We start from the raw sequence: 26,302 nt of genomic DNA on the forward strand, positions 1-26,302 counted from the left end.
ATAATCCGACCGCTTAAAGTCTGAAATTTGCTAGAATAGACGTTAATTTATAAGTAGGAGAAATAATTAAAAAATGTTCGTAATAGGGCAACGCTGGATCAGCGAATCAGAAAATAATTTAGGTTTAGGGATTGTGACGGCAAGTGACAATCGTACTGTTACCATTCAATTCCCGGCGGCAGAGGAAGAGCGTATTTATGCACTTTCGGTTGCACCTTTAACACGTGTGCAATTTCAAAAAGGTGATCGCATTAATAGTGTGGAAGGTTGGCAGTTAGATGTCGAAGAGGTTGTTGAGAACCAAGGGGTTATAATCTATTTAGGTAAACGAACGGATTCCGGTGAAGAAACCGTATTACCTGAAATGCAGTTAGACCATAAAGTGAGCTTCAGCAAGCCACAAGACCGTTTATTTTCAGCACAGATTGATCGTTCCGACCGTTTTGCCTTACGTTATCGGGCATTACAACATCAACAAGCACAATTTCAATCGCCGTTACGTGGAATGCGAGGCATTCGTGCGAGCTTAATTCCGCACCAATTACATATTGCTAAAGAAGTCGGACAGCGTGTTGCACCTCGTGTGTTATTAGCGGATGAAGTCGGTTTAGGTAAAACCATTGAAGCAGGGATGATTTTACAGCAACAGCTTTTCTCAGGTAGAGTTGAGCGTGTATTAGTGCTTGTGCCGGAAAGTTTGCAACATCAATGGCTAGTTGAAATGTTACGCCGTTTCAACTTGAAATTCTCATTATTTGATGAAGAACGTTGTGCCGATTTTGATAAAGCGGATGAAGACGGTAATGATGTCAGCGAAAATCCGTTTGATAGCGAAGCGTTAGTGATCGCTTCAATCGACTGGTTAGAAAGTTCACCGAATCGAGCTAAACAAGTATTGGCAAGCAATTGGGATATGCTGATCGTGGATGAAGCACATCACTTAGCATGGTCGGAAAACGAACCGAGTGTTGGTTATCAATTTGTTGAGCAGTTATCAAAACAAACTCCATCAGTATTGCTTCTCACTGCAACGCCTGAGCAATTAGGACAAGAAAGCCATTTTGCCCGTTTAGCATTATTGGATTCAGATCGTTTCTATGATTACCACAGCTTTGTTGCCGAACAAAAAGATTACAAACCGGTAGCGGATGCGGTCGCGACTTTATTGAATGATAAACCGTTAAGTCATGACGAACAAAATAGCATTGCCGAATTACTGAGCGAGAAAGATACTGAACCGATGTTTAAGGTGATTAATAGCGAAAAATCGAAAGAAAATGACCGCTTGCAAGTGCGTCAAGAATTGATTCGTGAGCTGATTGACCGCCACGGTACTAGCCGAGTGTTATTCCGTAATACTCGTCAAGGTGTGAAAGGTTTCCCACATCGTGTTTATCATCAAATTACCTTGGAAATGCCGAGTCAATATACCAATGCGTTAAAAGTGATGGGGATGATGGGCGGTGTAACCAAAGATGATCAGCTTTATCCGGAACGTTTATTCCAACGTATGAATCCGGCGGCAAAATGGGCGGATTTTGACCCTCGTATCGAATGGTTGATTACTTTCTTGAAAAATCATCGTGACGAGAAAATTTTAGTCATTTGTAAGCAAGCGGATACAGCGATTGCACTTGAGCAAATTTTACGTGAACGTGAAGCGATTCGTTCGGCGGTGTTCCACGAAAAAATGTCGATTGTAGAACGAGACAGAGCTTCCGCTTATTTCGCACAAATGGAAGAGGGCGCTCAGGTCTTGATCAGTTCAAGTATCGGATCGGAAGGGCGTAACTTCCAGTTTGCCAGCAATTTAGTGTTGTTCAATTTACCGGATAATCCGGACTTATTGGAACAAAGTATCGGACGTTTAGACCGTATCGGTCAGAAAAATGATATTCAGATTCACGTACCGTGCTTTGAAAATTCAATGCAGATGATATTGGCGACTTGGTATCATCAAGGTCTAAATGCGTTTGAAGAAACTTGCCCGATGGGCACAGCATTATTCCGTGAATTCGGCGAAGAGTTGGAAATCTTCCTGAAGAACCCGCAAGCGGTCGGATTTGACGAATTTCTTGCAAAAACCTTTAAGCGCCAACAACAGTTGAAAGCGGAATTAGAGCAAGGTCGAGATCGTTTACTTGAGCTAAATTCAAATGGCGGTGAAGTGGCACAGGAACTCGCTGAAGCGATTGCGAAAGAAGACAATAACCCGCATTTAGTCAATTTTGCTTTGAGTTTATTTGATGTTATCGGCTTAGAGCAGGAAGATTTAGGTGAGCAATCTATCGTGATTAGCCCGACCGGTCATATGCTTGTACCAGATTTCCCGGGCATTGCGGAAGACGGTACGACAGTCACCTTTGATCGTCAGCTTGCCTTAATGCGAGAAGATGTTGAGTTTTTAACCTGGGATCACCCAATGATTCGTAACGGTATTGATTTGATTACTTCCGGCGATATCGGTAAATCGGCAATTTCGTTACTGATTAATAAAAACTTACCGGCAGGTACTTTATTGCTTGAAGCAATTTATATGGTGGAAACACAAGCACCGAAAGGTTTGAATCTGACTCGTTTCTTACCGCCAACACCGGTACGTATCCTATTAGATAATAAAGGTAACGATATGGCGGCTCAGGTGTCGTTTGCAGGGCTTGAGAAGCAGTTAAAACCGGTGAATAAACAAATGGCAAATAAAATTGCGAAAATGGCACAAGCGGATATTAAAAAATTAATTAGTATCAGCGAGCAAAAAATCGCAGTCAAATTACCGGAATTGATTGAAAAAGCCAGCCAAGAAGCGGATAGTATCTTAAGTGCGGAATTACAGCGTTTAACCTCGTTACAAGCAGTAAATAAAAACATTCGTGCCGATGAAATTGAAGCATTGGAACAACAGCGTGTCGAATCGCTGAATCAAATTGCATTAGCGAATTGGCGTTTAGATAGCTTACGTGTCATTGTAAGTAATAAAGAATAGGGTATTTATCACGGAATAGACCGAAACCACGACAAGCGGGAATTTGCAGAAAAAAGCTCAAAATTCACCGCTTGTTTCTTGTATTCGTCCATTCCGTGTTTTTTATGGTAAGAAACATGGCATTAATTGAATATCATCCCCCACTTGAACCGTTTTTAACGGAAGTTTATCGTGATAATCATATTTTAGTGATTAATAAACCGAGTGGGTTGCTTTCCGTACCGGGCAATCGTCCGGAATATTATGATAGTGCAATGACGCGTGTGCGGCAGAAATACGGCTTTACCGAACCAGCACACCGTTTGGATATGGCAACCAGCGGCATTCTGTTGTTTGCACTCAGCAAAGCGGCAGAAAAAGAGTTGAAGCGTCAGTTTCGTGACAGAGAACCGAAAAAGCACTATATCGCTTTATTATGGGGAAAATTAGGCGAGAAGGTCGGCGATACCGGCGAAATGAATTTTCCACTGATTTGTGATTGGGAAAATCGCCCTCGTCAGAAAATTTGTTACGAACGAGGCAAAAAGGCGGTTACGCATTACGAAGTATTGGCACATTTGCCGAATAATACCACTCGAGTGAAGCTTACCCCGATTACCGGCCGTTCACATCAGCTAAGAGTGCATTCGCTTGCGTTAGGACATCCGATTCTCGGTGATAAATTTTATGCTAATCCATTAGCTAAAAGTTTAGCACCTAGATTGTGTTTACATGCAGAAAGTCTAACGATTACGCATCCGATTACAGGAGAAGTTATGACATTTATCGCTCATCCGGAATTTTAAGAATATTTAAATAATTATATTTTTCTTTACACATGTTGAATAATGATTTACAATGTTGGCGTTTTATAACAAATTACTTTGTTATAGAGCAAGTCATCATCCAAATGACTTAGAAAATTTTATTCATTCCTAATATTGGCTAGGTTAAAACCTAGCCTTTTTTATATATTGTTGTTGGCAATATAAATAAATTATTGATGTCCTACACTAAATTAAGAGATATTTAAATTTATATAACGATATGGTATTTTATATAAAATAAAATTATGAAATATAAAGGGAACTTTCTAAAGAAATGGCTTGCAGTTTATTGTGATTAGCTTAGACTGATTACAGTTAATTCGGCAAGGTTATATCTATTATTAAGATAAAGATTGTCAAATAACTAAGAAAATTTTATTCATTATATTTTGGGCTAGATAATTTATCTAGCCCGTTTTTTATACATAAATAAAAATTTATTTTATAGATTATAAATAATGTTTAATTTTTATGTTCTTATTTTAAGCAATTAAACTTTTGTAGTAATGCCAATCAAAATATTGTCCCGGATCGATTTTTCTTTCGGGAGCAATATCACAATGACCTGTAATTCTTTGTGAAGTAATGTCGGGGTAAGCTTGCATCAATTCTTTAGTTAATTGTGCTAATGATTGATATTGTGCTTCGGTAAACGGTTGATTATTGTCGCCTTCCAATTCAATCCCTATCGAATATTCATTACATTTATCCCTTCCATTAAATTCAGAAAGTCCGGCATGCCATGCCATATCGTTGAAATTTACGTATTGGGTAATTTTGCCCTCTCGATTAATTAAGCAATGTGCCGAAACACGTAACTCTTTGATTTCTTCAAAATAAGGATGAGTGGTCGGATCTAACTTTCCTTGAAAAAAATCGTCGATAAAATTCCCACCGAATTGTTCTGGTGGCAAGCTGATATAGTGAATAACCAGTAATGAAATATCATTTTCTTGAGGTCGCGGATTAAAATGTGGAGATGGAACTTGTCGTTGGTAAATTAATTTACCGTTTTGAATAGTAAGATTCATATTATGCCTTATAAGATGCCAGATGATTTTCGCTGAAATTACGATGACATTTCTGTGTTTTCCGTGCTATTCCGTGTTAAAATCAACGAATTAACTTATTGAAAAAAGAGAAATTTATGCTTAGTTATCGCCATAGCTTCCACGCAGGCAACCACGCCGATGTTGTGAAACATATTGTCCAACTTTTGATTTTACAATCATTAAAACAGAAAGATAAGGGATTTCTTTATCTCGATACCCATTCCGGTGTCGGGCGTTATAGCTTATTGAGTGCGGAGTCGGAGAAAACCGGCGAATATTTGGAAGGTGTTGCTCGTTTATGGGAGCGTACGGATTTACCGGAAGAAGTAGCGCTATACATTAATGAACTGAAAAAAATTAATAAAGGCGATAAGCTACGTTATTACGCAGGTTCTCCGTTGTTGGCGGTTAATCAGTTACGTCCACAAGACCGTGCAATTTTAACCGAGCTACACCCGAACGATTTTCCATTATTACGTCAAGAATTTGCCAAGAAAGCGAATGTGGTGACTAAACGTGAAAACGGTTTTCAGCAATTAAAATCCGCATTACCGCCGAAAGAACGCCGTGGTTTTGTGTTAATCGATCCGCCGTATGAATTAAAAGAAGATTACGAATTGGTGGTTAAGGCGATTGAAGAAGGTTATAAACGTTTTGCGACAGGTATTTATGCGATTTGGTATCCGGTCGTGTTGCGTCAGCATACTAAACGTATCGTGCGAGGCTTAGCTGACACAGGAATCCGTAAGATTTTACAAATTGAATTAGCGGTACGACCGGATTCAGATCAACGAGGTATGACCGCAAGCGGTATGATTGTGATTAATCCGCCTTGGCAATTAGAAAGCCAGATGAAAAAAGTGCTGTCGTATCTTGCCGAAGTATTGGTTCCGGAAGGAACGGCATCTTGGACAGTAAGTTGGATTACGCCGGAATAGTTTGATTAGCCACAGATAACATTGATGAACGGAAGTTTCCGTGAAATCCGTGTTATCTGTGGTTTTTTTATATAAGGAAACAACATGGAACAATATAAACACGATTTTATTGAATTTGCATTAAGCCGTAATGTTTTAAAATTTGGTGAATTTACTCTAAAATCGGGTAGAAAAAGCCCGTACTTTTTTAATGCAGGCTTATTTAACACTGGCAGAGATCTTGCCAAACTGGGTGAGTTTTATGCACAAGCAATCCAAGCAAGCGGTCTAAATTTTGATGTGCTTTTCGGACCAGCTTATAAAGGTATCCCGATTGCAACTACGGTTGCCGTTGCGTTAGTAAACCAATTTGATGTGGATAAACCTTGCTGTTTTAACCGTAAAGAAGCGAAAGATCACGGCGAAGGCGGTAATCTTATCGGTTCGCCGTTAAAAGGCAGAATCTTATTGGTTGATGATGTGATTACTGCCGGCACAGCAATTCGTGAGTCAATGGAAATTATTAATGCAAACCAAGCGGAATTAGCCGGTGTATTGATTGCGTTAAACCGTAAAGAAAAAGGCAGAGGTGAACTTTCTGCGATTCAAGAAGTTGAACGTGATTACTGCTGTCAAGTTTTCTCAATTGTTGATTTTGATGATTTACTACAATTTATTGAAAAATCGGAACAATATGCACCGTATTTAGCGGCAATGAAGGCATATCGTGAGCAATATGGTGTATAGATGTTAAAAGTGATTATGAATCTATTTCATACAAGATAGAAAAACTTTCACATTAATTTAAATCATTTTTCTTGAGTGAGGCATTTTGTTCGCTTAGGATAAGGACAAAACATTACATTAACGGAGTAGCAAATTATGGTGGTAAAAAATTTACCTTTTCACGCTGATACTGTGGGTTCATATTTAAGAACAGATGCATGGAAAAAAGCACACGCGACTTACAAAGCTGGCACAATTTCTCTTGAAGCACGTGATGCGATTGTTGAAGAAGAAGTAAAAAAATTGGTACAGGCGCAATTAGATGCGGGTATTCAAGTAGTAACGGACGGAGAATTCCATCGTTCTTGGTGGCATATCGATTTCTTAGAAAACTTGAACGGAATCGAAGGTTATGTGCCTGAAAAAGCCTATGCTTTCAAAGGTGTCGAAGTACGTCCGTATAACACGCGTTGTCTGCGGTAAAGTATCTTGGAATCCAAACCATCCATTCCTTGAACATTTCAAAAAATTCAATGCGATTGTTGCGGGCAGAGCAGTAGCAAAATTCACCATTCCAAGTCCGAACCAATTAATGTATCCGGCACAATGGGATCACGGTATCTACGCAACTCGTGAAGAATTTGCTAAAGATGTGCAAGCAGGCTTATAAAGATGCAATTAAAGCATTTTATGATGCAGGTTGCCGTTACTTACAAATTGATGACGTGTATTGGGGTTCACTCTGTAATAATTATCAGCAACCAACTTTTGAGGCGGATAAAGCACAAGCGGTTGCTAATATTCAAGCGATTTTAGCGGACAAGCCGGCAGATTTAACGGTCACCACTCACGTTTGCCGTGGTAACTATAAATCTTCTTATTTATTAGAAGGTGCTTACGACCCAATCGCTGACGGTTTATTCGGTCAAACCAATTATGACGGTTACTTCTTAGAATATGATGATGAGCGTTCTGGCGGTTTTGAGCCATTAAAACACTTTGCGAATAATAAAGGTCGTGTGGTGTTAGGTTTAGTGAGTTCAAAATTCCCGGAATTGGAAGACAAAGAAGTGATCAAAGCACGTATTGCGGAAGCGACGAAATATGTACCGCTTGAGCAACTTTGCTTAAGTCCGCAATGTGGTTTCGCTTCAACTGAAGAAGGTAATGTGATGACCGAAGCACAACAATGGGCGAAAGTACGTCACGTAGAAGAAATTGCGAAAGAAGTATGGGGCGAAGATTAATTCTTCATTTGCGGCTTTTTAAGTAAAAATGACCGCTTGTCAGTAATTACAAGCGGTTATTTTTTTATCTATTTTGCATAGCTTTTAAATCCAATTTAATTGGTGTAAAAGTAGTAATCCTAAACTTGCAGTAAACATTGATCCAATAGTTGTTATGCCGATTAAGTTTGTCGCTCCTGTTCCGCTTCCGCCATAAGCTCGTACCATAGCATAAGTTGCCGCCGCAGTCGGTGTGCTGGCTGTAATGAATAAAATACCTAATTGCATCGGATTAAGAACAAAGAACCATTTTCCTAGGATAAATAAGAAAATAGGCGTTAAGATTAAACGTGAAAATGAAGCATATATTACAACTCTATTTAATTCATTTTCTTCTGCACTTTGGCGACGGAATTGACTTAAGGCTTTAAAATCTAACGTTGCACCAATACAAATTAACGCCATTGGTAAGGTGATATTTGAAAGCGATTGTGCGGTTTGCATTAGCGGCTTAGGAATTGGAATTTGCAGATAATTTACGATAATCCCAAGTACAATGGCTTGAATGAGCGGATTCTTGGTTACTGCCAAGGCTAATTTAAAGGCATTAGGTTTTTGATCACTTAATGAGTTTAAAATAGTAATAACACTCAGGACATTAAATAAAATCACGAGTGATGCGGTATAAATAGAAGCACTAGCAAGCCCTGTTTCGCCATAGGCATTAATCGTTAATGCCAAGCCTAAAATTGCCGCATTAGAACGAAAAACACCTTGCGTGAAAATGCAACGATAGCCTCGTTCCCGAATATATTTGGTCGCCCACCATTCTGCAATAAAATAGAGTATTAATGTTCCGCTCAAGCCAGCAAAAATTAAGTTAAGATCTTTGGAATAATCTAACGGACTTTTTAAAACATTTAAAAACAGCATTGTAGGGAGGGCAAAATTGAACATCACTTTTGAGGCGGTGTTACAAAAGGCATCATCTACAAATTTACGACGACGTAAAAAAATACCCAATAGCATCAACAGAATGGTCGGTAGCATTACCCCTATACTAAATTGCAAAGATTCAAAAAACATAATCTAGCTCCCGAGTAAAAAATAAGCGGTCAAATTTGCAAAATTTTTTACAAATTTAACCGCTTGTCATTAAAGCCCCGCTTTAAGGCTGGCTTCAATAAATTTGTCTAAATCACCGTCAAGCACCGCTTGGGTATTGCGGTTTTCAACACCGGTACGTAAATCTTTAATACGTGAATCATCTAATACGTATGAACGAATTTGGTCGCCCCAACCAATGTCTGATTTACTTTCTTCCATCGCTTGTTTTTCCGCATTCTTCTTCATCATTTCCATCTCGTATAATTTTGCTTTAAGTCGCTTCATACATTGATCTTTGTTTTGGTGTTGCGAACGACCGTTCTGACATTGCACCACAATACCGGATGGAATATGGGTAATACGTACCGCCGATTCGGTTTTATTAACGTGCTGACCACCCGCACCGGACGCACGGTACACATCAATACGTAAATCCGCTGGATTGATCTCGATATCAATATCGTCATCGATTTCCGGATAAACGAAGGCGGCGAAGAAATGAAGTATGACGGCGGTTATTCGAATCAAATGGCGATTTACGCACTAAACGGTGAATACCGGTTTCGGTACGCAACCAGCCGAATGCATATTCGCCGGTAATTTTAACAGTTGCCGATTTTAAACCGGCAACATCACCGTCCGATACCTCGATTAACTCGGTCTTAAAGCCTTTGCTTTCCGCCCAACGTAAATACATACGCAGTAACATTTCCGTCCAGTCTTGCGCTTCGGTACCGCCAGAACCTGCTTGTAAATCGACATAACAATCCGCCGCATCGTGCTGACCGCTAAACATACGTTGAAACTCAAGTTTGGCTAATTTTTCTTCTAATTCGTTGGCTTCAGCTTGTGCTTCGTTAAACGTATCTTCATCTTCCGCTTCTACAGCTAATTCAATTAAGCCTTCAACATCTTCCACACCTTGATCTAGCGTACGAATGGTATTAACCACCATTTCTAACGCAGAGCGTTCTTTTCCTAACGCTTGGGCTTTTTCCGGCGTATTCCAAATTTCCGGCTGTTCTAATTCGGCATTAACTTCTTCTAAACGCTCGACTTTGGCATCAAAGTCAAAGATACCCCCGAAGTACATTGGTACGCTCGGTTAAATCGGCTAATTGAGTTTTAATTGGATTTAGTTCAAACATTATTTTTCCCTCTGTTAAATTTAATCGAGAATTATAGCTCAAGCGGTCATTTTTTGGGGAGGTTTTGCAAAAAATTGCTCAAATTTAACCGCTTGCCATTGTTATAATAAATAAAAACAAAGGAATAAATTATGCCTAAGCGTCCCCAAAATATTCATAATACCCTTTTCCAATTGGAAATCTTGCGTCGTATTCCAAAGGGAAAAGGGCGTTACATTACTGCAAAGCAATTACATACTCAATTAGAAGAACTTGGTTTCGATAAAGATATTCGTACCGTACAGAGAACATTAAATATTTTATGTGAACATTTTGATATTGAAAAAGATGATCGTGATATTCAGCATGCTTACCGTTGGAAAGAACACGCGAAAGGACTGGCAATTTCTACGTTAACTGCTCACGAATCTTTATTATTAATGTTGGCTGAGGAACATTTAAAGAATCTATTACCGGCGAATTTAATGAAATCCCTTAAGCCGTTTTTTGATGAAGCCCGTTATCAAAAACAATTTGGTAAAGAAACGCTTGAATATAAATGGTTGGATAAAGTCAGTAGCGCACCGACCAGCCAGCCATTACTTCCTGCGAAAGTTTCTCCTGATATTTTTGAAGCAGTCAGTTCGGCATTATTTGAAAATAAATTGCTGAATGTTGAATATCAAAATCAGCACGGTAAGAAAAATAAAGCACAAGTGATGCCACTTGCTTTGGTTCAACAAGGTGGTGCAATGTATTTGGTTGTGCAATATGAGGGTTTTGAAAATTATCGTCATCTTGCTTTACATCGTATTAAAAAAGCGACAGTTTCGACTTTCAGTTTTGAATATCCGAAAGATTTCAACCTTAAACACTATCAAGAACAGGGTAATTTCGGTTTTGGTGACGGTAGTATGGTCAAGCTGACTTTCTCTATTTCTCATTCGGCAGGTTTTCATTTAACTGAAACACCGCTTTCCAAAGATCAGCAAATTTTGCAAGAAACCGACGCGTTTTACCGAATCCAAGCCACTGTTCCTGACAATGAAATGCTGACTTGGTGGATTCGTAAATTTGGGGAGGATATTTGGGATATTGAGAGAGAAGTAATTTCAGAATAATTGAGAATAAATCAAGCGGTAAGATTTACAATAAATCTTACCGCTTAACTTTAGCTTTTCAACATATGCATTATCAATCTAATTAAGATTTCTTTCTGCTTCGGATCGGATTCGGCAACTAATAATGTCAGTGCCGCAAGCCCGGTATCATTAATAATCGGCATATTGTTTTGATTAAATAAGCGTTGATTTCTATGTAAAAAATCAATAAATAAAAAAGCACCGCTTCGTTTATTACCGTTAGCAAACGGGTGATTTTTGACTACAAAATAGAGTAAATGTGCGCTTTTGCCTCAATGCTTGGATAAGCCGCTTCACCGAATACGGTTTGTTCAAGATTACCTAAAATAGCGGAAAGTCCGTTATAATTATTGCTTTAATTCGTGTAATGCTTGTTTAGTTTGTTCAATGGTGGGTAATTTCCCTCCGACTTGAACTTTAGGTTCGATTAGCAATCCCTCATCATATTGTTGCAACCATAAAAACGTATGAGTATAGCGACTGACAATATCGATCAACCCCCGCCCGCTTTCAATCGTTAATTCCGAAGAGTTTGCTGTTTTTTGAATTAAGGCTAAGGCTTGTTCCAATTCATAGGCATTTTGTTGCAAACGTTTTTGATTAATGGCATAGCCTTTCGTTAAATAATCTTTTAAACGAGTGGTCGCCCAAATACGGAATTGAGTGGCGGATTTGGATTTTACACGATAGCCAACAGAAATAATGGCATCAAGATTATAGTGTTTGACTTGTCTGGTAACTTTACGATTACCCTCCAATCGAACTACCGAGAAATCCTTGGTAGTTCGAATTTCTTCTAGTTCTTTCTCCTTAAAAATATTCTTTAAATGTAAACTGATATTATCTGTTGAGGTTTCAAAAATCTTCGCCATTTGAGCTTGTGAAAGCCAAACTGTTTCATTTTCAAAGAGAACTTCAACTTGCATTGAGCCGTCTTCGGCTTGATAGATTTCGATTGGATTTGTCATATCTTTCTCCTTTTATTGACATCATTACCTTAGTGGAATATGCGGAAAAATATTTGAATAGTTTTGCTATGTAGATCGAAAATTTACAAAAATTCAGTGATTCTGCTCAGTTATTAAAGGTGTGTTATTTGAGAGGGTAATTGATATTGCGACATAATGTGTCACATATTTTGTAAGAGTGTTTTAAGTGGAAAGCGACATATATTGTCGTAATATTATTTATTATTACTGATGTGAAATCAGCAAAAGGAGCCGTTTTATGAGTAGCGAATATAATTTAAATCCACCAACTGTATCCCTTTTTTCTGAAAAACTTTTACTTAAGATTTTATGTGAACATAATGGCTTTAATCGCTTTTTTCGTTCCCATGGTTGGAGTGATGATACATTAGCTTATGCGTTAGGTTTGAATAATGAATGGGATAATCAAGAAAGTATTTCGAGAGTGAAATTACTTCTACAAAAACGTTATCAAGAAATTAAAAAATGCCCTTTCTCCGTGCCGAGTGAGTTAGAAATTGCTTATCAAAATATTAATAAATTAACGCAATATATTGAGTTGAATGAAGTTGAAAAAGCGATTTTTACGTTAGTTTTTCATTTAAAACATGAAGAGATCATTGAAAATGGATTTAATTTTTTAGGTTCGGTAAATATTACTTCTGCAATTGGCTGGATCAGTAAATTATGTTCACTAGATAAATCAGCGGTTAAATTAGCGCTTGCAAAAAATCAAAAATTAAAAACCTACGGGTTAATTGAGCAATCTCGTCATAATACTGATCTTGAAGGTTATTTAGAATGGGGAGACACATTAGATTTTGATGAATTTCTTAATGAACCGTTAACGGAAAAAAGTCTATTAGCTCGTTGCTTAATTCCGGCGTCAGAGCCACATTTGACATTAGCTGATTTTGAACATATTCAATCCATGCAACAAATTATGCTGAATTATCTCCGACAAGCGGTAGATACGCATAAAAAAGGTGTAAATATTTTACTTCACGGCTTACCGGGAACGGGTAAAACAGAATTTGCAACTTTATTAGGTAAGTTACTTCAAATTGATACCTATATGCTACATTTCTCAGATAGCGATGGCGAAACGTTAAATGCGAAGACTCGTCTGAATAGCTGTGTATTAGCACAAAAATTATTAACGGATCGCAGTGGTATGATCATTTTTGATGAGATTGAAGATGTGTTTTCAGCTGGCTTATTTGAACGTTCAGTTGCACAATCGAATAAAGCGTGGGTAAACCATTTTTTAGAAAATAATAATGTACCTATGATTTGGATTTCAAATGATATCAATAGTATGGACAACGCCTATTTACGCCGTTTTGATATTATTTTTGAAATGCCTGATTTACCTTATAAGCAGAAAGAACATTTAATTCGTAACTTAGCCGGAGAACAGTTATCTGAACGTTATATTCAGCATTTTGCGAAAATTCCAGCCTTATCTCCGGCAATATTAGAACGGACATTAAAAGTCGTTACCAGCCTTGAACCTAATAGTCCAGTAGCCTTTGCCGAACAGACCAGAACGCTATTCAATCAAACGTTGCAGGCACAAGGTTTTAAGAAAATCGAACCGCTTACTGAAAGCCTACAAGCAGACTATTCTTTGGATTTCGTTTCGTGTAAAGCGGATATTTATAAAATCAGTAAAGGATTAAAACAAACAAAATGCGGACGAATTTGCTGTTATGGTGTACCGGGAACAGGTAAGACTGCATGGGCAAAATGGTTGGCACAAGAGCTTGAAATGCACTGCTTGTATTACAAGGATCTGATTTATTGGATATGTATGTAGGAGGAACGGAGCAAAAAATTGCAATGCTTTTGAACGAGCAAGAAATGAGAATATGTTACTGATTTTAGATGAGGTGGATAGTTTTCTGTTTACTCGACAAAGCGGACAACGTAGTTGGGAGCATAGCCAAGTCAATGAAATGCTCACACAAATTGAAAAATTTGAAGGTTTAATGGTGGTTTCAACCAATTTGCTTGATGAGCTTGATCCGGCAAAGACTTCGCCGTTTCGATTTAAAATTACAGTTTGATTACCTCAAACCGCAAACAAAGTGTTGCATTAGCTAAAATTCAAGCGGCTAAATTTGAATTGAATTTTACAGAAAATGTTCAGCAAAAAATTGAACGACTTCCTATGTTAACACAAGGTGATTTTGCCGCTGTGGCTCGCCGTCATCGTTTTGCTCCTTTTGAAAATGAGAATGAATGGATTGATGCATTGGAAGATGAATGTCGCCTTAAACAGGGAAAAGTACCTAGAAGAATTGGTTTTTAAGTTCGTTTATTGCGATTTTTAACAGTTTATTTTTGTTAAGCGACATAATTTGTCGCTGGCTTATAAAAAATGGAAATAAAACAGGAGTAAAAATGAAAAACGATCTTGATTATGCGATTTCTTTGTTAGCCAAAGCAGATGGAATCTTAATTACGGCGGGTGCTGGAATGAGCACAGATTCAGGGTTACCTGATTTCCGTAGTTCAGGCGGATTATGGAATGCTTATCCGCCCTTAGAAAAATTTCATCTCTCTTTTATGCAAATCGCAACGCCAAAAGCATACATTGAACGACCCGATTTATCTTATTGGTTTTGGGGGCATCGTTTGAATCAATATCGCCAAACACCACCACACGAGGGATATGCGATTTTAAAATCTTGGGCAGAAAAAATGCCGAATGGCTATTTTGTTTATACCAGCAATGTTGATGGTGCTTTTCAAAAGGCAGGCTTTTCAGATGAACGAGTGTATGAAATTCACGGCACAATTTTTCGTACGCAATGCTTTTATAACTGTAATGATGAAAGTTGGGTAACGGATTTTCAACCAATCACAGATGATCAGCAATGCCGAGTATTAAATAAAACACCAATTTGTCCCCATTGTGGGGAAATGGCTCGCCAAAACGTATTAATGTTTGATGATTATTTCTTTTGTGAGAAACATTATGCACCGAAAGAAATTGCATTACAGAATTGGTTAAAGCAAGTAAATAATTTAGTGGTTGTTGAGCTCGGTGCTGGGAAAACGATTCCTACTGTCCGTAGATTTTCAGAAAGCACCGCCAAAGCTAAAAAAGCAGGTTTTATTCGGATTAATAAGTTAGATTCGGGAGTCCCTAAAATGCATTTTTTAAGTTTAGAAATGAATATTCTCGAAGCATTAAAAACGCTTAATGCAATGTGGGAAGTAAGGCGATAGATAAGCGGTGAAATTTTGCAGAAAATTTGTAAAATTTCACCGCTTATTTTTTATGACACAAATTGTCGCTTTATGGTTTATTGTATTCTTTGAAAGGAATAAAAGGAGCAAAAAATGCAAAAACCAATTTTATATATTGATATGGATAATGTACTGGTCGATTTTAAATCAGGTATTGAACAATTATCTGATGAAATTCGACAACAATATGCAGGTCGATTAGATGAAGTGCCTAATATTTTTTCACTCATGAAGCCAATGAATGGTGCAATAGAAGCCGTAGAACACTTAAAAGAACACTACGACATTTACGTATTATCTACTGCTCCGTGGGAAAACCCTAGTGCGTGGTCGGATAAATTAAATTGGATTAAAACTTATTTTGGTGATGTATTTTATAAACGTTTAATTTTAAGTCATCATAAAAACTTAAATGCAGGTGAGTATTTGATTGATGATAGAACGGCAAACGGCGCTGGTTATTTTAAAGGAACGCTTTTGCAGTTCGGTAAAGAATATGCAAATTGGCAAGCTATCACAGATTATTTATTATCAGAAGCTAAATTATATAAAAATATCGAGGTTAAGTTAGCTAAAAATTTGGCATTAATGAATCAAATTTGGTCACTACATTCAAAAGACGAAAAAGTTTTTATTTACCCAAATGGGGAACGTAATTTATCTACGGAACAAAGTAAACGTCCTGAACATTCCGCATTTAATTTATCTACATTTTTACAAGAGAAAATGGCTTGTTTACGTTATGAAATTCATACTCAAGAGGGAGTGGTTTATTGTTTAATTAATCATAAACGTTATAAAACATTTGAACAGATTGTAAATAAGTGGCAAAAAATGTATTCACGAGAATTTATTGAATATGCTAAAGATAATACGTCATTTTTAAATTCATTAAGTTTATTTGCTGATTTTAAAAAATGTTCCTTTATTCAACTAGAAAAAGTAGAAAAATGTTTTGTGAGTTATCCTACTACTGGGCGAGGACTTGAGTATAAGCGTAAAATAGATGAGGTTATTCAAGGTAATCTTAAAAATTTGAAGGAGTAAATAATGAATAAAAATTTACCGAAAGTGGTAGTTCTAACGGGAGCAGGGATTTCAGCGGAATCAGGGATTGAAACTTTCCGAGCTAGCACCGGATTATGGGAAAATCATAAAGTAGATGATGTTGCAACACCTGAAGGCTTTATGCGTAATCCTAAATTAGTGCAGCGTTTTTATAATGCACGTCGGGCAAGGTTATTTGATGCAGATGTGCAACCTAATGCCGCACATTTAGCCTTAGCAGAATTAGAAGAAAAGCTAGGCGATAATTTCTTATTAGTTACGCAAAATGTAGATAATTTACACGAACGTGCAGGCAGTAAACGTGTTGTACATATGCACGGAGAACTGCTTAAAGTACGTTGTGTAAGAAAGGGAACGGTATATGGCTGGCAAGAAGATATTACGGATGAGAGCCTGTGCCAATGCCGCCAGCCTCCTCAAAAATTGCGCCCACATATCGTTTGGTTTGGGGAAATGCCACTACAAATGAATCGTATTGAAGATGCTTTATGGGAATGTGATTACTTTATCTCGATTGGTACTTCCGGTAATGTTTATCCGGCAACAGGCTTTGTGAATATTGCGGATCGAGCCGGTGCTGTGACGGTGGAGCTGAATTTAGAACCGAGTGAAAAACATTCCTCATTTCATTATAGCCATCAGGGAAAAGCAACTGAAATTGTGCCAAAGTTTGTGAGAGAATTATTGGATAAATATGTTTAATATTTATTTTACCCAACAATCCAAAATTAGATTAATTTCGTCAAGTTCAAGATTTAAGCCTGATTGTATATCGATAAGGACAGCATTGACTTGACTGGAATATCTAAATTTAGCCTGTTCGATAAATTTATTTATAATTAATTCTACTCTATTTTTCCCAGATGCAGATTCGATTATGAAAAATGCGTTATCCGCTCCTCGAAGGATTGAGCAAACATCTTGAATATCAATATTAATTAACCCCGGGCAGGACATTATATTCGGTAGGTGTGAAAATTGAATTAATCTTTGTTCAAGATGACTTTTCGCTTCTTGCTCAGCTAATTGATAAATTTCACATTCTTTCTGTAAGTCAAAATGTACTATGCAACTGTGATCAGTATGGAGTTTTTTTGTACGTGCAATAATTTGAGCATTTTCTTGTAAATATTGGGCGACAATCACTACAAGCGTGTTATGGCTTGTTTGAATCAATGCTTGAGCAATATTAAAGTCTTCTTCATTATCAATATCAACATAGATCAGTAAGAAATCGACACCTTTGAGTAATTCTATCGCTTTTTGTTGCTGTTCTGCCGAGGTTACAAGTAATTTATGATGTGCCATCACTTTACTTAAACGCTGTTCATTGTGATCAATGGCAATATAAAACACATTTTCAGCTGGCTTTTTTATCATTTTCTGAATAAGTTTGCCGCCTGATTCGTCAATACCGATAAGGCGAATAATTAGATTATTTGGTTCTTGTATTGGAACAAACATATTTCCTCCAGGGTAAGTTATGATTTATAGATACTGATGTGAAACGGGCGTTTAGCAGTAAGTCCTAGATAATGCTCAATACGTTGAATAATGAGATCATTTTGTGTTTGAATTGCACTTTCCATTGTGATTGTGTCTGCCAGCCTTAATAAATCATTGTTATTAAACAGCTCACAAATATCACAAGCGGTTGCTAATTTCTGTTTGGCGAAATAGACCAATCGGCTACGTTTATTACCCTCAAAATAAAAAGGCGTGACGATAAATGCCAAAACTTGACAGCCCTATGCTTTGGCCAAACGAGCTATTTCCGGAGCAATACCCGTACCATTTCCTCCGCCTAAACCACAAAATAAAACGATAATATCTTGTTCGGTGACTGCCTCAATAAGTTGCGGTGTACTTATCTTCACAGATTCTTGAGCAAGTAATGGATCAGGTCCACAACCAATGGGAGAATTGCCTATATGTGGCGTATTAAACGATGATTTACGCAGAGAAATCAGATTGGTATTGATTAATAGATAATCCTGTTCGGGTAAAACATTTGCCACTTCCATTAAGATATTTTGTCCGGCACTGCCAATACCGATAAAGCGAATCTTACTTTCAGGCGTAACGGTAATACGATTATTTCTCGGTGTAATTAAGGAGGGTTTTAGGGTGATGATCGGATAACGTTTTCTATATTTTTTAGGCAATATTGTCACTTTGGGCGATTGACTAGATTTAGGTTGTGAAACGGTTTTAGTTTGTGAGTTTTTTTGCTGAAAACTTTTAAAGAAAGAACAAATTTTACGAAACATATTCAGTGACCTATATAACCAAAATGTAATTTATCAGCCGTTATCGTAAAAGAACAATGCGACATTTCGTGTCGTTTTGAATCACGGCGATTATTTTTATAAAAAATCACTCAAATCTGACCGCTTGTTGGCGTACAATAACAAAATTCAGAAATAGATTACGAGGTATAAAATGGCGGAAGAACCGATTCGTTTGACGCAATACAGTCACGGTGCCGGTTGAGGCTGTAAAATTTCTCCTAAGGTGTTAGGGACTATTTTACAAAGTCAGCTGGACAAATTTGTTGATCCGAATTTATTAGTGGGTAATGAGACCGCCGATGATGCCGCTGTTTATGATATCGGTAATGGCATTGGTATTATCAGTACCACAGACTTCTTTATGCCGATTGTGGATGATCCGTTCGATTTCGGGCGTATTGCGGCGACAAATGCGTTAAGTGATGTATTTGCGATGGGTGGTAAGCCGATTATGGCGATTGCCATTTTAGGTTTCCCGGTAAACAAGTTACCGGCGGAAGTGGCCCAAAAAATTGTGGAAGGTGGGCGTTTTGCTTGTCAGCAAGCTGGGATTGCCTTAGCCGGCGGTCATTCGATTGATTCGCCTGAGCCGATTTTTGGGCTGGCAGTAACCGGTATGGTTAGCACTGAACAAGTGAAAAAGAATGCTTCGGCAGAAGTCGGTTGTGAACTGTTTTTGACTAAACCGCTCGGTATCGGTGTACTGACAACTGCTGAGAAAAAAGGTTTATTAAAAGCGGAACATCAGAATCTTGCACGTGATGTGATGTGTCAGATTAATTTGATTGGCGCAAAATTTTCACAATTAGCAGAGGTGACGGCAATGACGGATGTAACCGGTTTCGGCTTATTAGGGCATTTGAGTGAAATTTGCCAAGGCTCTAATGTACGTGCCGAAGTGAATTTTGCTGAAATCCATACGCTTGATGGTGTGAAAGAGTATATCGCTCAAGGTGCAGTACCGGGTGGAACAAATCGTAACTTTGATAGTTATGGGCATCTGATTTCAGCCATGATCGATGAGCAAAAGGCGATTTTGTGTGATCCGCAAACATCAGGCGGTTTATTAATTGCAGTACGTCCGCAAGCGGTTGAAAAGGTACAACAAATTGCCAAACAAGCCAATGTGTCTTTATTTAGGGTGGGGCGTTTACTTGAAGCGAACGATGCGAAGCCGTTAATTGAGGTCATTTAAGCGGAAAAGTGAGGAATGAATATGCATAAACCGAATATCACGTTAGCCTGTGTGGTGCATTGCAAAGGTAAATTTTTATTTGTGGAAGAACTCGAATACGGTAAACGAACCTTAAACCAACCGGCAGGGCATTTGGAAGCCAATGAAACGTTGTTGGAAGGGGCGAGTAGAGAGTTATTTGAGGAAACAGGGATTCGTGCCGAAGCCCAACGCTTAATTAAGATTTATCAATGGCACGCACCTCGTTCACAAACCGATTATTTACGTTTTGTATTTGCGGTTGAGTTAGACGATTTTGCGACGATTTCACCGCAAGATAGCGATATTACCCAAGGGTTTTGGCTGAGTTTGGAAGAGTTTAAGCATTTTATTCAGCAAGAGGGACAAGGCGAACGTAATCCATTAGTTAGTCAGTCAATCGAAGATTATTTGAGTGGTGAAAGCTATCCGCTTGATGTGTTGCGTGTGTTTGAATAAGAGGTGGAAATGGGCGAACAATTTGATGTGGCCATTGTCGGCGGAGCGATAACCGGTTCGGTGTTGGCATTGGCGTTAAGCGACTTATCACAACATAAGATGCGGATTGCAATTGTTGAAAAACAGTTGCCTAATTATGCACAACAAGGTGGTTTTGATGCTCGTTGTATCGCTTTAGCACAAGGCAGTTTGCAAAAAATTGCCCAAATTCGAGCGCTTGTTGGTGGGGATCTTGCCGAACAAATTCAGCAAATTGCGACACCGATTCAGCAGATTCAAGTATCGGATCTCGGACATTTCGGTAAAACGATATTAAAAGCGAGTGAACTAAATTTAGCACAATTAGGCGTTGTGGTTGAACTTGCGAAATTAGGCAAAATTTTAACCGCTTGTATTGAGCGACAACCGAATATTCATTGGTTTTGTCCGAATCAAATTGTTCATTTCGAACGTTCACAAACTGAAGTTTTGCTTACGTTACAAAATGGTGAACAAATTTGTACACAATTGATCATTGTCGCAGATGGGATTCAATCCAAAATTGCTCGGCAGTGTGGCGTTGAAACGGAGCTATTAAAGGATTATCAACAATCGGCTTTGATTGCAAATATCGAAATCAGCGAACCGCATCAAGGACAGGCTTTTGAGCGTTTTACGATGCAAGGGCCGTTAGCCTTATTGCCGTTAAGTGATAATCGAATGTCATTAGTTTGGTGTGTGAAACAGGCGGAAGATTTGCTGAGCCTTGCCGATGAAGATTTTCTTTCACAATTACAACAGCAATTTGGTTGGAAATTAGGGAAATTTGTGAGAGTCAGCAAGCGGTTTGTTTATCCGCTCACTTCGCAAAAAGCACAATCACATATTCATCACCGTTTGGCGATAGTCGGTAATGCCGCACAATTATTGCATCCGGTTGCCGGACAAGGTTTTAATCTTGGAATGCGAGATCTGTTTACCCTTGCACAACTGTTGGCAAAAGCCTTTGAACAAGGAAAAGATTTGGGCGAATTTGCATTGCTAAATCAATTCGAACAATGTAGAAAACAGGACCAAGCACAAATTATCGGATTAACAAGCGGTCTGGTTTCATTATTTTCTTGCGATTTTTTACCGTTACAAGCGGTTAGAAATTTAGGATTACTTGCGATTTCACATAGCAAGTTATTGCGAGAAAATATTGCAAATAAAGCGTTAGGCTGGCAATAGAAGTGAAAGGACGCTTAGCGTCCTTTTGTTTATAACTGATATTTCTTCATTAATTTTAATTTTTCATACGAGATTTCATTACCTAATTGGGTAATCATTTTCCCTTTATCTTGCACCGCTTGTGCTAATGCCTCATTCGGTTGAGATTCCAATTTAATCATATCTCTGAAGGTTTCTTGGCTTAATTGCAAAGCTCTTAATCCAATATTTTTAATGGGAAGAATTTCATTATTTTGGATATCCAAATAGTCTAAAGAGGCCTGAATAGTATCGACTTCTTCTAAATAATGCCGCATTGCCTCAATTCGGGCATGAGAATTTTTGGCAGTTTCTAACCCATACATTGCAAATGCGGTCGCTTGAATATAATCATTACCGTAAACTTCATCCCAATGATGAAAGCGTTGAAAATCAGCTTGTGGAGAATGGTTTTCTTGCATTGAGGTACAGGCAGTAAGACTTGAAAAAATAAAAAAAGAAAGTATCGTTTTTATTATGTTGTACATTTTGGGCGGCATTAATTTAATGTAAAAAGGCTAGGCAGAAGCCTAGCCGGTAAATATTATTTTTGTGGAGCTGGAGCTGGAGCTGGAGCTGGAGCTGGAGCTGGAGCTGGAGCTGGAGCTGGAGCTGGAGCTGGAGCTGGAGCTGGAGCTGGAGCTGGAGCTGGAGCTGGAGCTGGAGCTGGAGCTGGAGCTGGAGCTGGAGCTGGAGCTGGAGCTGGAGCTGGAGCTGGAGCTGGAGCTGGAGCTGGAGCTGGAGCTGGGCCATATTTAGCGGTTAATTCAGCTTCAATTTTTTGACCTTCTGTTGCAATCTTATCTAATTGAGCTTGTAATTCACTAAATGCTTTATGGGCTTCAGGAGTTGGATTTTTTGCAAGTTTATCATTTTCAGCAATCATTTTTGCACCTAATGCCATTGCTTCAAGTGCTTTATCTTTTAGTGCATTTACTTGTACATCCTTGATATCTAAAGTCGCGGCACTTTTTTGAATATTCTCAATTTGAGCAAGCACGGCTTTATTCATTGTATCTTGAATAAGTGCTGCATCTTTTGCTTTTTCGCCTAATTTTTCGATTTCTGCATTAATTGCATCACCGATAGATTTTTCTTGCACTTGTTGCCATTCTTGGAATTTTTTGTAATCTTCCGCACCGGTATCTACGACTTTTTCAACCGGTTTTGTCGCTTCCGATTGTGTTTGAGTTGCTGGGGTTTGTGCCGCCGGTTCAGCAGACTTATTAGCCGGCTTATCACAAGCGGTTAAAAACAAAGCAAATAATGCTGTGGCACTAATTTTTGTGAATTTTGTCATTTCATTACCTATTTATGTGGAAAAAGGCTAGTACCTTTTCGGCACTAACCTTGAGTTATTTTAGCTTAGATTAGCAAAATTATTTTTCAAATTTTGCTTTTAAATCAGCTTGTAATTTTTGAAGTTCTTGAGCGACTTGCGTTAATTGTTGAGCTTTAGCTTGGATAGCTTGTTGTGCGGCTTGAGCTTCATTAGCCGGTGTCGACATTACTTTTACTTGTTCGGTTAATACTTCATTCGATAAGCCTAAAACCGCTTTAGTTTTATCTTTTAATGCTTTAATTTCTTCACTTTTTACGTCAATCGCATCTAAACTTTTGAGTGTTTCTTGAACTTTACTTGCGAAGTTACTTAATAGGGCTTCAATGGCTTTCGGATCTTTTTGTTGTTGTCCCATTACTTCTGCTAATTGTTTTTGGAACTCAGCTTGAGCAGTTGCTTGAGTTTTCTCTTGCATTTGGTACCACTCTTGGAATTTTTTATAATCAGCAACAGGATCTGCTTTGTTACATGCTGTTACGCTGAATGCTAAAAGTGCTACTGCACCAAGTGTTGCTAATTTTTTCATTAGTATTCCTTAAAAATAAGATTAAAGTTCCCTTAAAGGGAGGTTGTTGATTGTACCAATAATAGACCGTTACTGAAAAGAGTAGTTCAGTAAAAACTTGTATACCGTAGTTATTCGGCTAAAAAACAAACACTCAAGTTAAACGCCAACAGCTTGAGCTAAGAAAAATTTTTTCAACGGCGGTAATTGATCAGTTACCGATAACCCGATATCCCTAATAAATTTTTTGAGCGGATGATTACCGTTAAACAGTTGTTTTAATCCTTCCATTGCTGTTAATAATTTAATAGCTTCGGCTTTACGGATTCTTTCAAAGCGACGTAAATTGCGATATTCACCAATATCATTACCTGCTACCGCATGCTGTTTGATTTCTTCTGCTAATGTCATAGCATCTGCAAATCCTAAATTCACCCCTAGTCCGGCAAGCGGATGAATAGTATGAGCCGCATCACCAATTAATGCGATTCGAGATTGAGCGAAATCACGGGCATAACGAGCAACAAGTGGGTAAATGGCTCTTTCACTTTGTACTTCAACCAAACCCAAACGGTTGTCAAAAGCGATGGTTAACGCCTGATTGAATTGTCGCTCATCACACTCTTGTAATTGTTGGGCTTTATCTGGTGGTAAAGACCATACGATAGAACAGCAGTGTTGGTCTGGTAATGGTAAAAATGCCAAAATACTCTCGGGAGAGAAAATTTGTCGTGCCGTATATTGATGCGATTCTACCGTTTTAACATTACATACTAACGCAGTTTGCTCATAATCCTTGCTCGTTAGCGGAATATGAGTTTGTTTTCGTAACCAAGAATGTGCGCCGTCTGCACCGATCACTAATTTTGCACTAATCATTTCAGCATTTTCTAAGGTTAGAAACGCACCAGTTTCACTAATACCGATTGTTTGAGGAGAGCTTAAAATGATTTCGACATTATTTTGTTGACTAACCTTTTGCCATAGTGCTGTTTGGATTTGCTTATTTTCAATAATAAATCCAAGCTGGTCGAGTGCTAATTGTTGAATGGCAGGATCATTATTATCAAATTCAATGCTAGCAAAACTATCCTGTTCCCATACCGACATTTTTTGGTAAGGCGATAAACGTTCAGATGGAATAAGTTGAAATGCACCGATCTGTTTAAGCATTTTCTCGCTAGTGGCATTGATTGCACTGACACGATTTGAGAATGTATGATCGATTTTCGGAATATGTCGCTCAATAATTTTAATTTGAAGATCGGTATCGGCTAGTAATGCGGCGAGAGCAAGCCCAACCATTCCGCCACCAATAATGACAATATCTGCTGATTTCATATAAGTATCGTATATAAATGATAAGCGGTCATATTTAGACATAAATCAGCAAAAATTTATGTAAACTTGACCGCATGTTAATTAGTTTGTTTTCTTATGATGCTTTTCCAAACTACGATGACGAATTTGTACATCTTTATCTCTACTTTGGAAATATTTTGCTAACTGTTCCGCAATAAATACGGAACGGTGCTTACCACCGGTACAACCGATGGCAATCGTGAGGTAACTACGATTGTTTTTTTCTAACATTGGCGACCACATTTCCAAATAACTACGAGTTTGGTAGATAAAATTATGTACTTCGGTTTGGCGTTCTAAGAAATCAATGACAGGTTGCTCCAAACCGGTCATTGGACGTAATTCTGGATTCCAATGTGGGTTCGGTAAGAAACGTACATCAAATACATAATCCGCATCAGCTGGCAACCCATATTTAAAACCGAAGGATTCAAATACGATTTTAAGGGCTTTATCACTGGATCCTCTTAAAATACCGCGTAAATTTTCAGCTAACTCGTGCGAAGAAATATTCGTGGTATCAATAATGTAATTGGCGTGTTGAAAAAGAGGCTCCAATAACGTGCTTTCTAAATCAATCGCACTTTCCAATGAAAGATCTTTCGTTGAGAGAGGATGTAAACGACGAGTGTCACTATAACGACGAATAAGTGTGTTACGATCACAATCAAGAAAAATAATTTTAGTATTAATCGTGAGTTTTGATAATGTAGCAAGTAATTCTTCTAGTCTTTGAGGATTTTCCGGTAAATTCCTAATATCTAAACTAACAACAGCTGAACGCCCTGAACTGGAAAGAAACTCAGCTAATTGAGGAATAAGCGGTAAAGGGAGATTATCTACGCAATGATAACCGACATCTTCTAAAGCTCTTAATGCAACAGACTTTCCCGAACCGGATCGTCCGCTAATAATAACTAATTCCATAGCTTTCCTCTAAAATAAAATACATCAAGATTATGATACTTGACTTTCAATATGAGTATCGGCATAAACCAATAATTGCCAAATATCTTCAATATTATCTGCTGAACGTAATTGTTTAGCTAATGTTTTATCGCTTAATTTATATGCAATTTCTTGCAAGCCGTTTTTGTATTGTTCGCAACAATTTTCCGGAATCATAATGGCATAAATGAGATCGACTTCTTTATTATCGCTCGCTTCGTAATCAATCGGTGTTTCAAGCTGGATAAAAGCGGCTATCGGCTTTTCGATCTCGGATGTAGAATAAGGAAATTTAGCGTGAGGAAGAGCGATACCGTTATTGATGCTGGTAGAACCCAATTTCTCACGTTTAAATAAATTACTGAAACATTCAATTGGACAGACACAGTCTTCTTCAGAACTAGGGTTTGTTTTATTTAATGATTCCGCAATAATTTTACCGGCTAATTCAAGCACTCTTTTTTTACTTGAAACAAGCACGCCCTGACGGATTCTATCAGGTGTTAGAAATTCAGTTAATTTCATATGACTATTATTTGGATAAGTAAAAATTTACTTATCCATATAGATTAAAA

Annotated in this window: 22 protein-coding genes and 4 pseudogenes; 13 read left to right on the plus strand and 13 right to left on the minus strand. The window is 38.0% G+C overall.

The window, feature by feature from the left end:
• Positions 1–73: 73 nt before the first annotated feature.
• Positions 74–2,983 (plus strand): RNA polymerase-associated protein RapA, encoded by a 2,910-nt coding sequence (rapA, locus tag NYR89_RS02125; RefSeq protein ID WP_279446144.1) that lies wholly within the window; start codon positions 74–76, stop codon positions 2,981–2,983.
• A gap of 116 nt (positions 2,984–3,099) precedes the next feature.
• Entirely contained in the window at positions 3,100–3,768 is a 669-nt protein-coding gene (gene rluA, locus NYR89_RS02130; protein WP_279446145.1) for a bifunctional tRNA pseudouridine(32) synthase/23S rRNA pseudouridine(746) synthase RluA, read from the plus strand.
• Between the two features lie 503 nt (positions 3,769–4,271).
• On the opposite strand, the gene ampD is transcribed toward rluA, so the two are convergent.
• Positions 4,272–4,820, minus strand: coding sequence for a 1,6-anhydro-N-acetylmuramyl-L-alanine amidase AmpD (ampD, locus tag NYR89_RS02135; protein ID WP_279446146.1), 549 nt, complete (start codon positions 4,818–4,820; stop codon positions 4,272–4,274).
• A gap of 116 nt (positions 4,821–4,936) precedes the next feature.
• Between ampD and NYR89_RS02140 the strand changes: the two genes are divergently transcribed.
• The 3 genes and pseudogenes from NYR89_RS02140 (at position 4,937) to NYR89_RS02150 (ending at position 7,731) form a co-directional block, all read left to right on the plus strand.
• The gene (locus NYR89_RS02140) at positions 4,937–5,779 is read left to right on the plus strand and encodes a 23S rRNA (adenine(2030)-N(6))-methyltransferase RlmJ (RefSeq protein ID WP_279446147.1); all 843 of its coding nucleotides are present in this window, start codon (positions 4,937–4,939) and stop codon (positions 5,777–5,779) included.
• 84 nt (positions 5,780–5,863) lie between these two features.
• Positions 5,864–6,505 carry an orotate phosphoribosyltransferase gene (pyrE, locus tag NYR89_RS02145; protein ID WP_279446148.1) on the plus strand — a complete coding sequence of 214 codons (642 nt, stop codon included), beginning with the start codon at positions 5,864–5,866 and terminating at the stop codon, positions 6,503–6,505.
• A 135-nt stretch (positions 6,506–6,640) separates the two neighbouring features.
• Positions 6,641–7,731 (plus strand): annotated as a pseudogene (locus NYR89_RS02150) (5-methyltetrahydropteroyltriglutamate--homocysteine S-methyltransferase).
• 84 nt (positions 7,732–7,815) lie between these two features.
• Here the strand turns inward: NYR89_RS02150 and NYR89_RS02155 are convergent.
• Both NYR89_RS02155 and prfB read right to left on the minus strand, forming a co-directional pair.
• Positions 7,816–8,796, minus strand: a complete 981-nt coding sequence (locus tag NYR89_RS02155) for an AEC family transporter (RefSeq protein ID WP_279446149.1) — start codon at positions 8,794–8,796, stop codon at positions 7,816–7,818.
• A gap of 69 nt (positions 8,797–8,865) precedes the next feature.
• Positions 8,866–9,965 (minus strand): annotated as a pseudogene (gene prfB, locus NYR89_RS02160) (peptide chain release factor 2).
• 131 nt (positions 9,966–10,096) lie between these two features.
• Here prfB and NYR89_RS02165 point away from each other — a divergent pair.
• Complete coding sequence (locus NYR89_RS02165) at positions 10,097–11,065, plus strand: helix-turn-helix transcriptional regulator (protein WP_279446150.1); 969 nt, start codon at positions 10,097–10,099, stop codon at positions 11,063–11,065.
• Between the two features lie 50 nt (positions 11,066–11,115).
• On the opposite strand, the pseudogene NYR89_RS02170 reads toward NYR89_RS02165, so the two are convergent.
• A pseudogene (locus NYR89_RS02170) lies at positions 11,116–12,054 on the minus strand (virulence RhuM family protein/type II toxin-antitoxin system death-on-curing family toxin).
• A 259-nt stretch (positions 12,055–12,313) separates the two neighbouring features.
• On the opposite strand from NYR89_RS02170, the pseudogene NYR89_RS02175 reads away from it, so the two are divergent.
• From NYR89_RS02175 to cobB, 4 genes and pseudogenes are all read left to right on the plus strand, one after another.
• Positions 12,314–14,368: pseudogene (locus NYR89_RS02175) on the plus strand (ATP-binding protein).
• Between the two features lie 92 nt (positions 14,369–14,460).
• Positions 14,461–15,291: an SIR2 family NAD-dependent protein deacylase gene (locus NYR89_RS02180; RefSeq protein ID WP_279446151.1), complete on the plus strand. Its 831-nt coding sequence runs from the start codon at positions 14,461–14,463 to the stop codon at positions 15,289–15,291.
• A 114-nt stretch (positions 15,292–15,405) separates the two neighbouring features.
• Complete coding sequence (locus NYR89_RS02185) at positions 15,406–16,359, plus strand: 5' nucleotidase, NT5C type (RefSeq protein WP_279446152.1); 954 nt, start codon at positions 15,406–15,408, stop codon at positions 16,357–16,359.
• Between the two features lie 3 nt (positions 16,360–16,362).
• Positions 16,363–17,082 carry a Sir2 family NAD+-dependent deacetylase gene (gene cobB, locus NYR89_RS02190; protein ID WP_279446153.1) on the plus strand — a complete coding sequence of 240 codons (720 nt, stop codon included), beginning with the start codon at positions 16,363–16,365 and terminating at the stop codon, positions 17,080–17,082.
• Positions 17,083–17,085: 3 nt separating this feature from the next.
• On the opposite strand, the gene NYR89_RS02195 is transcribed toward cobB, so the two are convergent.
• The 3 genes from NYR89_RS02195 to NYR89_RS02205 are packed head-to-tail and all read right to left on the minus strand — an operon-like array spanning position 17,086 to position 18,650.
• Entirely contained in the window at positions 17,086–17,844 is a 759-nt protein-coding gene (locus tag NYR89_RS02195) for an FtsZ/tubulin family protein (RefSeq protein WP_279446154.1), read from the minus strand.
• 17 nt (positions 17,845–17,861) lie between these two features.
• Entirely contained in the window at positions 17,862–18,116 is a 255-nt protein-coding gene (locus NYR89_RS02200) for a hypothetical protein (protein WP_279446155.1), read from the minus strand.
• 12 nt (positions 18,117–18,128) lie between these two features.
• Positions 18,129–18,650 (minus strand): hypothetical protein, encoded by a 522-nt coding sequence (locus tag NYR89_RS02205; RefSeq protein WP_279446156.1) that lies wholly within the window; start codon positions 18,648–18,650, stop codon positions 18,129–18,131.
• Positions 18,651–18,822: 172 nt separating this feature from the next.
• Between NYR89_RS02205 and selD the strand changes: the two genes are divergently transcribed.
• From selD to ubiH, 3 genes are read left to right on the plus strand one after another with little or no spacing between them, the layout of a single operon-like run.
• Positions 18,823–19,866, plus strand: a complete 1,044-nt coding sequence (gene selD / locus NYR89_RS02210; RefSeq protein WP_279446157.1) for a selenide, water dikinase SelD — start codon at positions 18,823–18,825, stop codon at positions 19,864–19,866.
• A 21-nt stretch (positions 19,867–19,887) separates the two neighbouring features.
• Positions 19,888–20,343 (plus strand): NUDIX hydrolase, encoded by a 456-nt coding sequence (locus NYR89_RS02215; protein WP_279446159.1) that lies wholly within the window; start codon positions 19,888–19,890, stop codon positions 20,341–20,343.
• A gap of 9 nt (positions 20,344–20,352) precedes the next feature.
• A complete protein-coding gene (ubiH, locus tag NYR89_RS02220; protein ID WP_279446160.1) occupies positions 20,353–21,552 on the plus strand; it encodes a 2-octaprenyl-6-methoxyphenyl hydroxylase in 1,200 nt (399 codons plus the stop codon).
• Between the two features lie 29 nt (positions 21,553–21,581).
• On the opposite strand, the gene NYR89_RS02225 is transcribed toward ubiH, so the two are convergent.
• The 6 genes from NYR89_RS02225 to NYR89_RS02250 form a co-directional block, all read right to left on the minus strand.
• Positions 21,582–22,058 (minus strand): DNA repair protein, encoded by a 477-nt coding sequence (locus tag NYR89_RS02225; protein ID WP_341536364.1) that lies wholly within the window; start codon positions 22,056–22,058, stop codon positions 21,582–21,584.
• A 56-nt stretch (positions 22,059–22,114) separates the two neighbouring features.
• Complete coding sequence (locus tag NYR89_RS02230; protein WP_279446162.1) at positions 22,115–22,870, minus strand: lipoprotein Hlp; 756 nt, start codon at positions 22,868–22,870, stop codon at positions 22,115–22,117.
• Positions 22,871–22,949: 79 nt separating this feature from the next.
• Positions 22,950–23,438, minus strand: a complete 489-nt coding sequence (locus tag NYR89_RS02235) for a hypothetical protein (protein ID WP_279446163.1) — start codon at positions 23,436–23,438, stop codon at positions 22,950–22,952.
• 138 nt (positions 23,439–23,576) lie between these two features.
• Positions 23,577–24,758 (minus strand): FAD-dependent monooxygenase, encoded by a 1,182-nt coding sequence (locus tag NYR89_RS02240; protein ID WP_279446164.1) that lies wholly within the window; start codon positions 24,756–24,758, stop codon positions 23,577–23,579.
• Positions 24,759–24,839: 81 nt separating this feature from the next.
• On the minus strand, positions 24,840–25,706 hold the full coding sequence (gene rapZ, locus NYR89_RS02245; RefSeq protein ID WP_279446165.1) for an RNase adapter RapZ: 867 nt from the start codon (positions 25,704–25,706) through the stop codon (positions 24,840–24,842).
• 30 nt (positions 25,707–25,736) lie between these two features.
• Positions 25,737–26,252 (minus strand): PTS sugar transporter subunit IIA, encoded by a 516-nt coding sequence (locus NYR89_RS02250; protein ID WP_279446166.1) that lies wholly within the window; start codon positions 26,250–26,252, stop codon positions 25,737–25,739.
• Positions 26,253–26,302 lie beyond the last annotated feature (50 nt).

The organism is Actinobacillus arthritidis, from assembly GCF_029774155.1.
GTDB lineage: Bacteria > Pseudomonadota > Gammaproteobacteria > Enterobacterales > Pasteurellaceae > Actinobacillus > Actinobacillus arthritidis.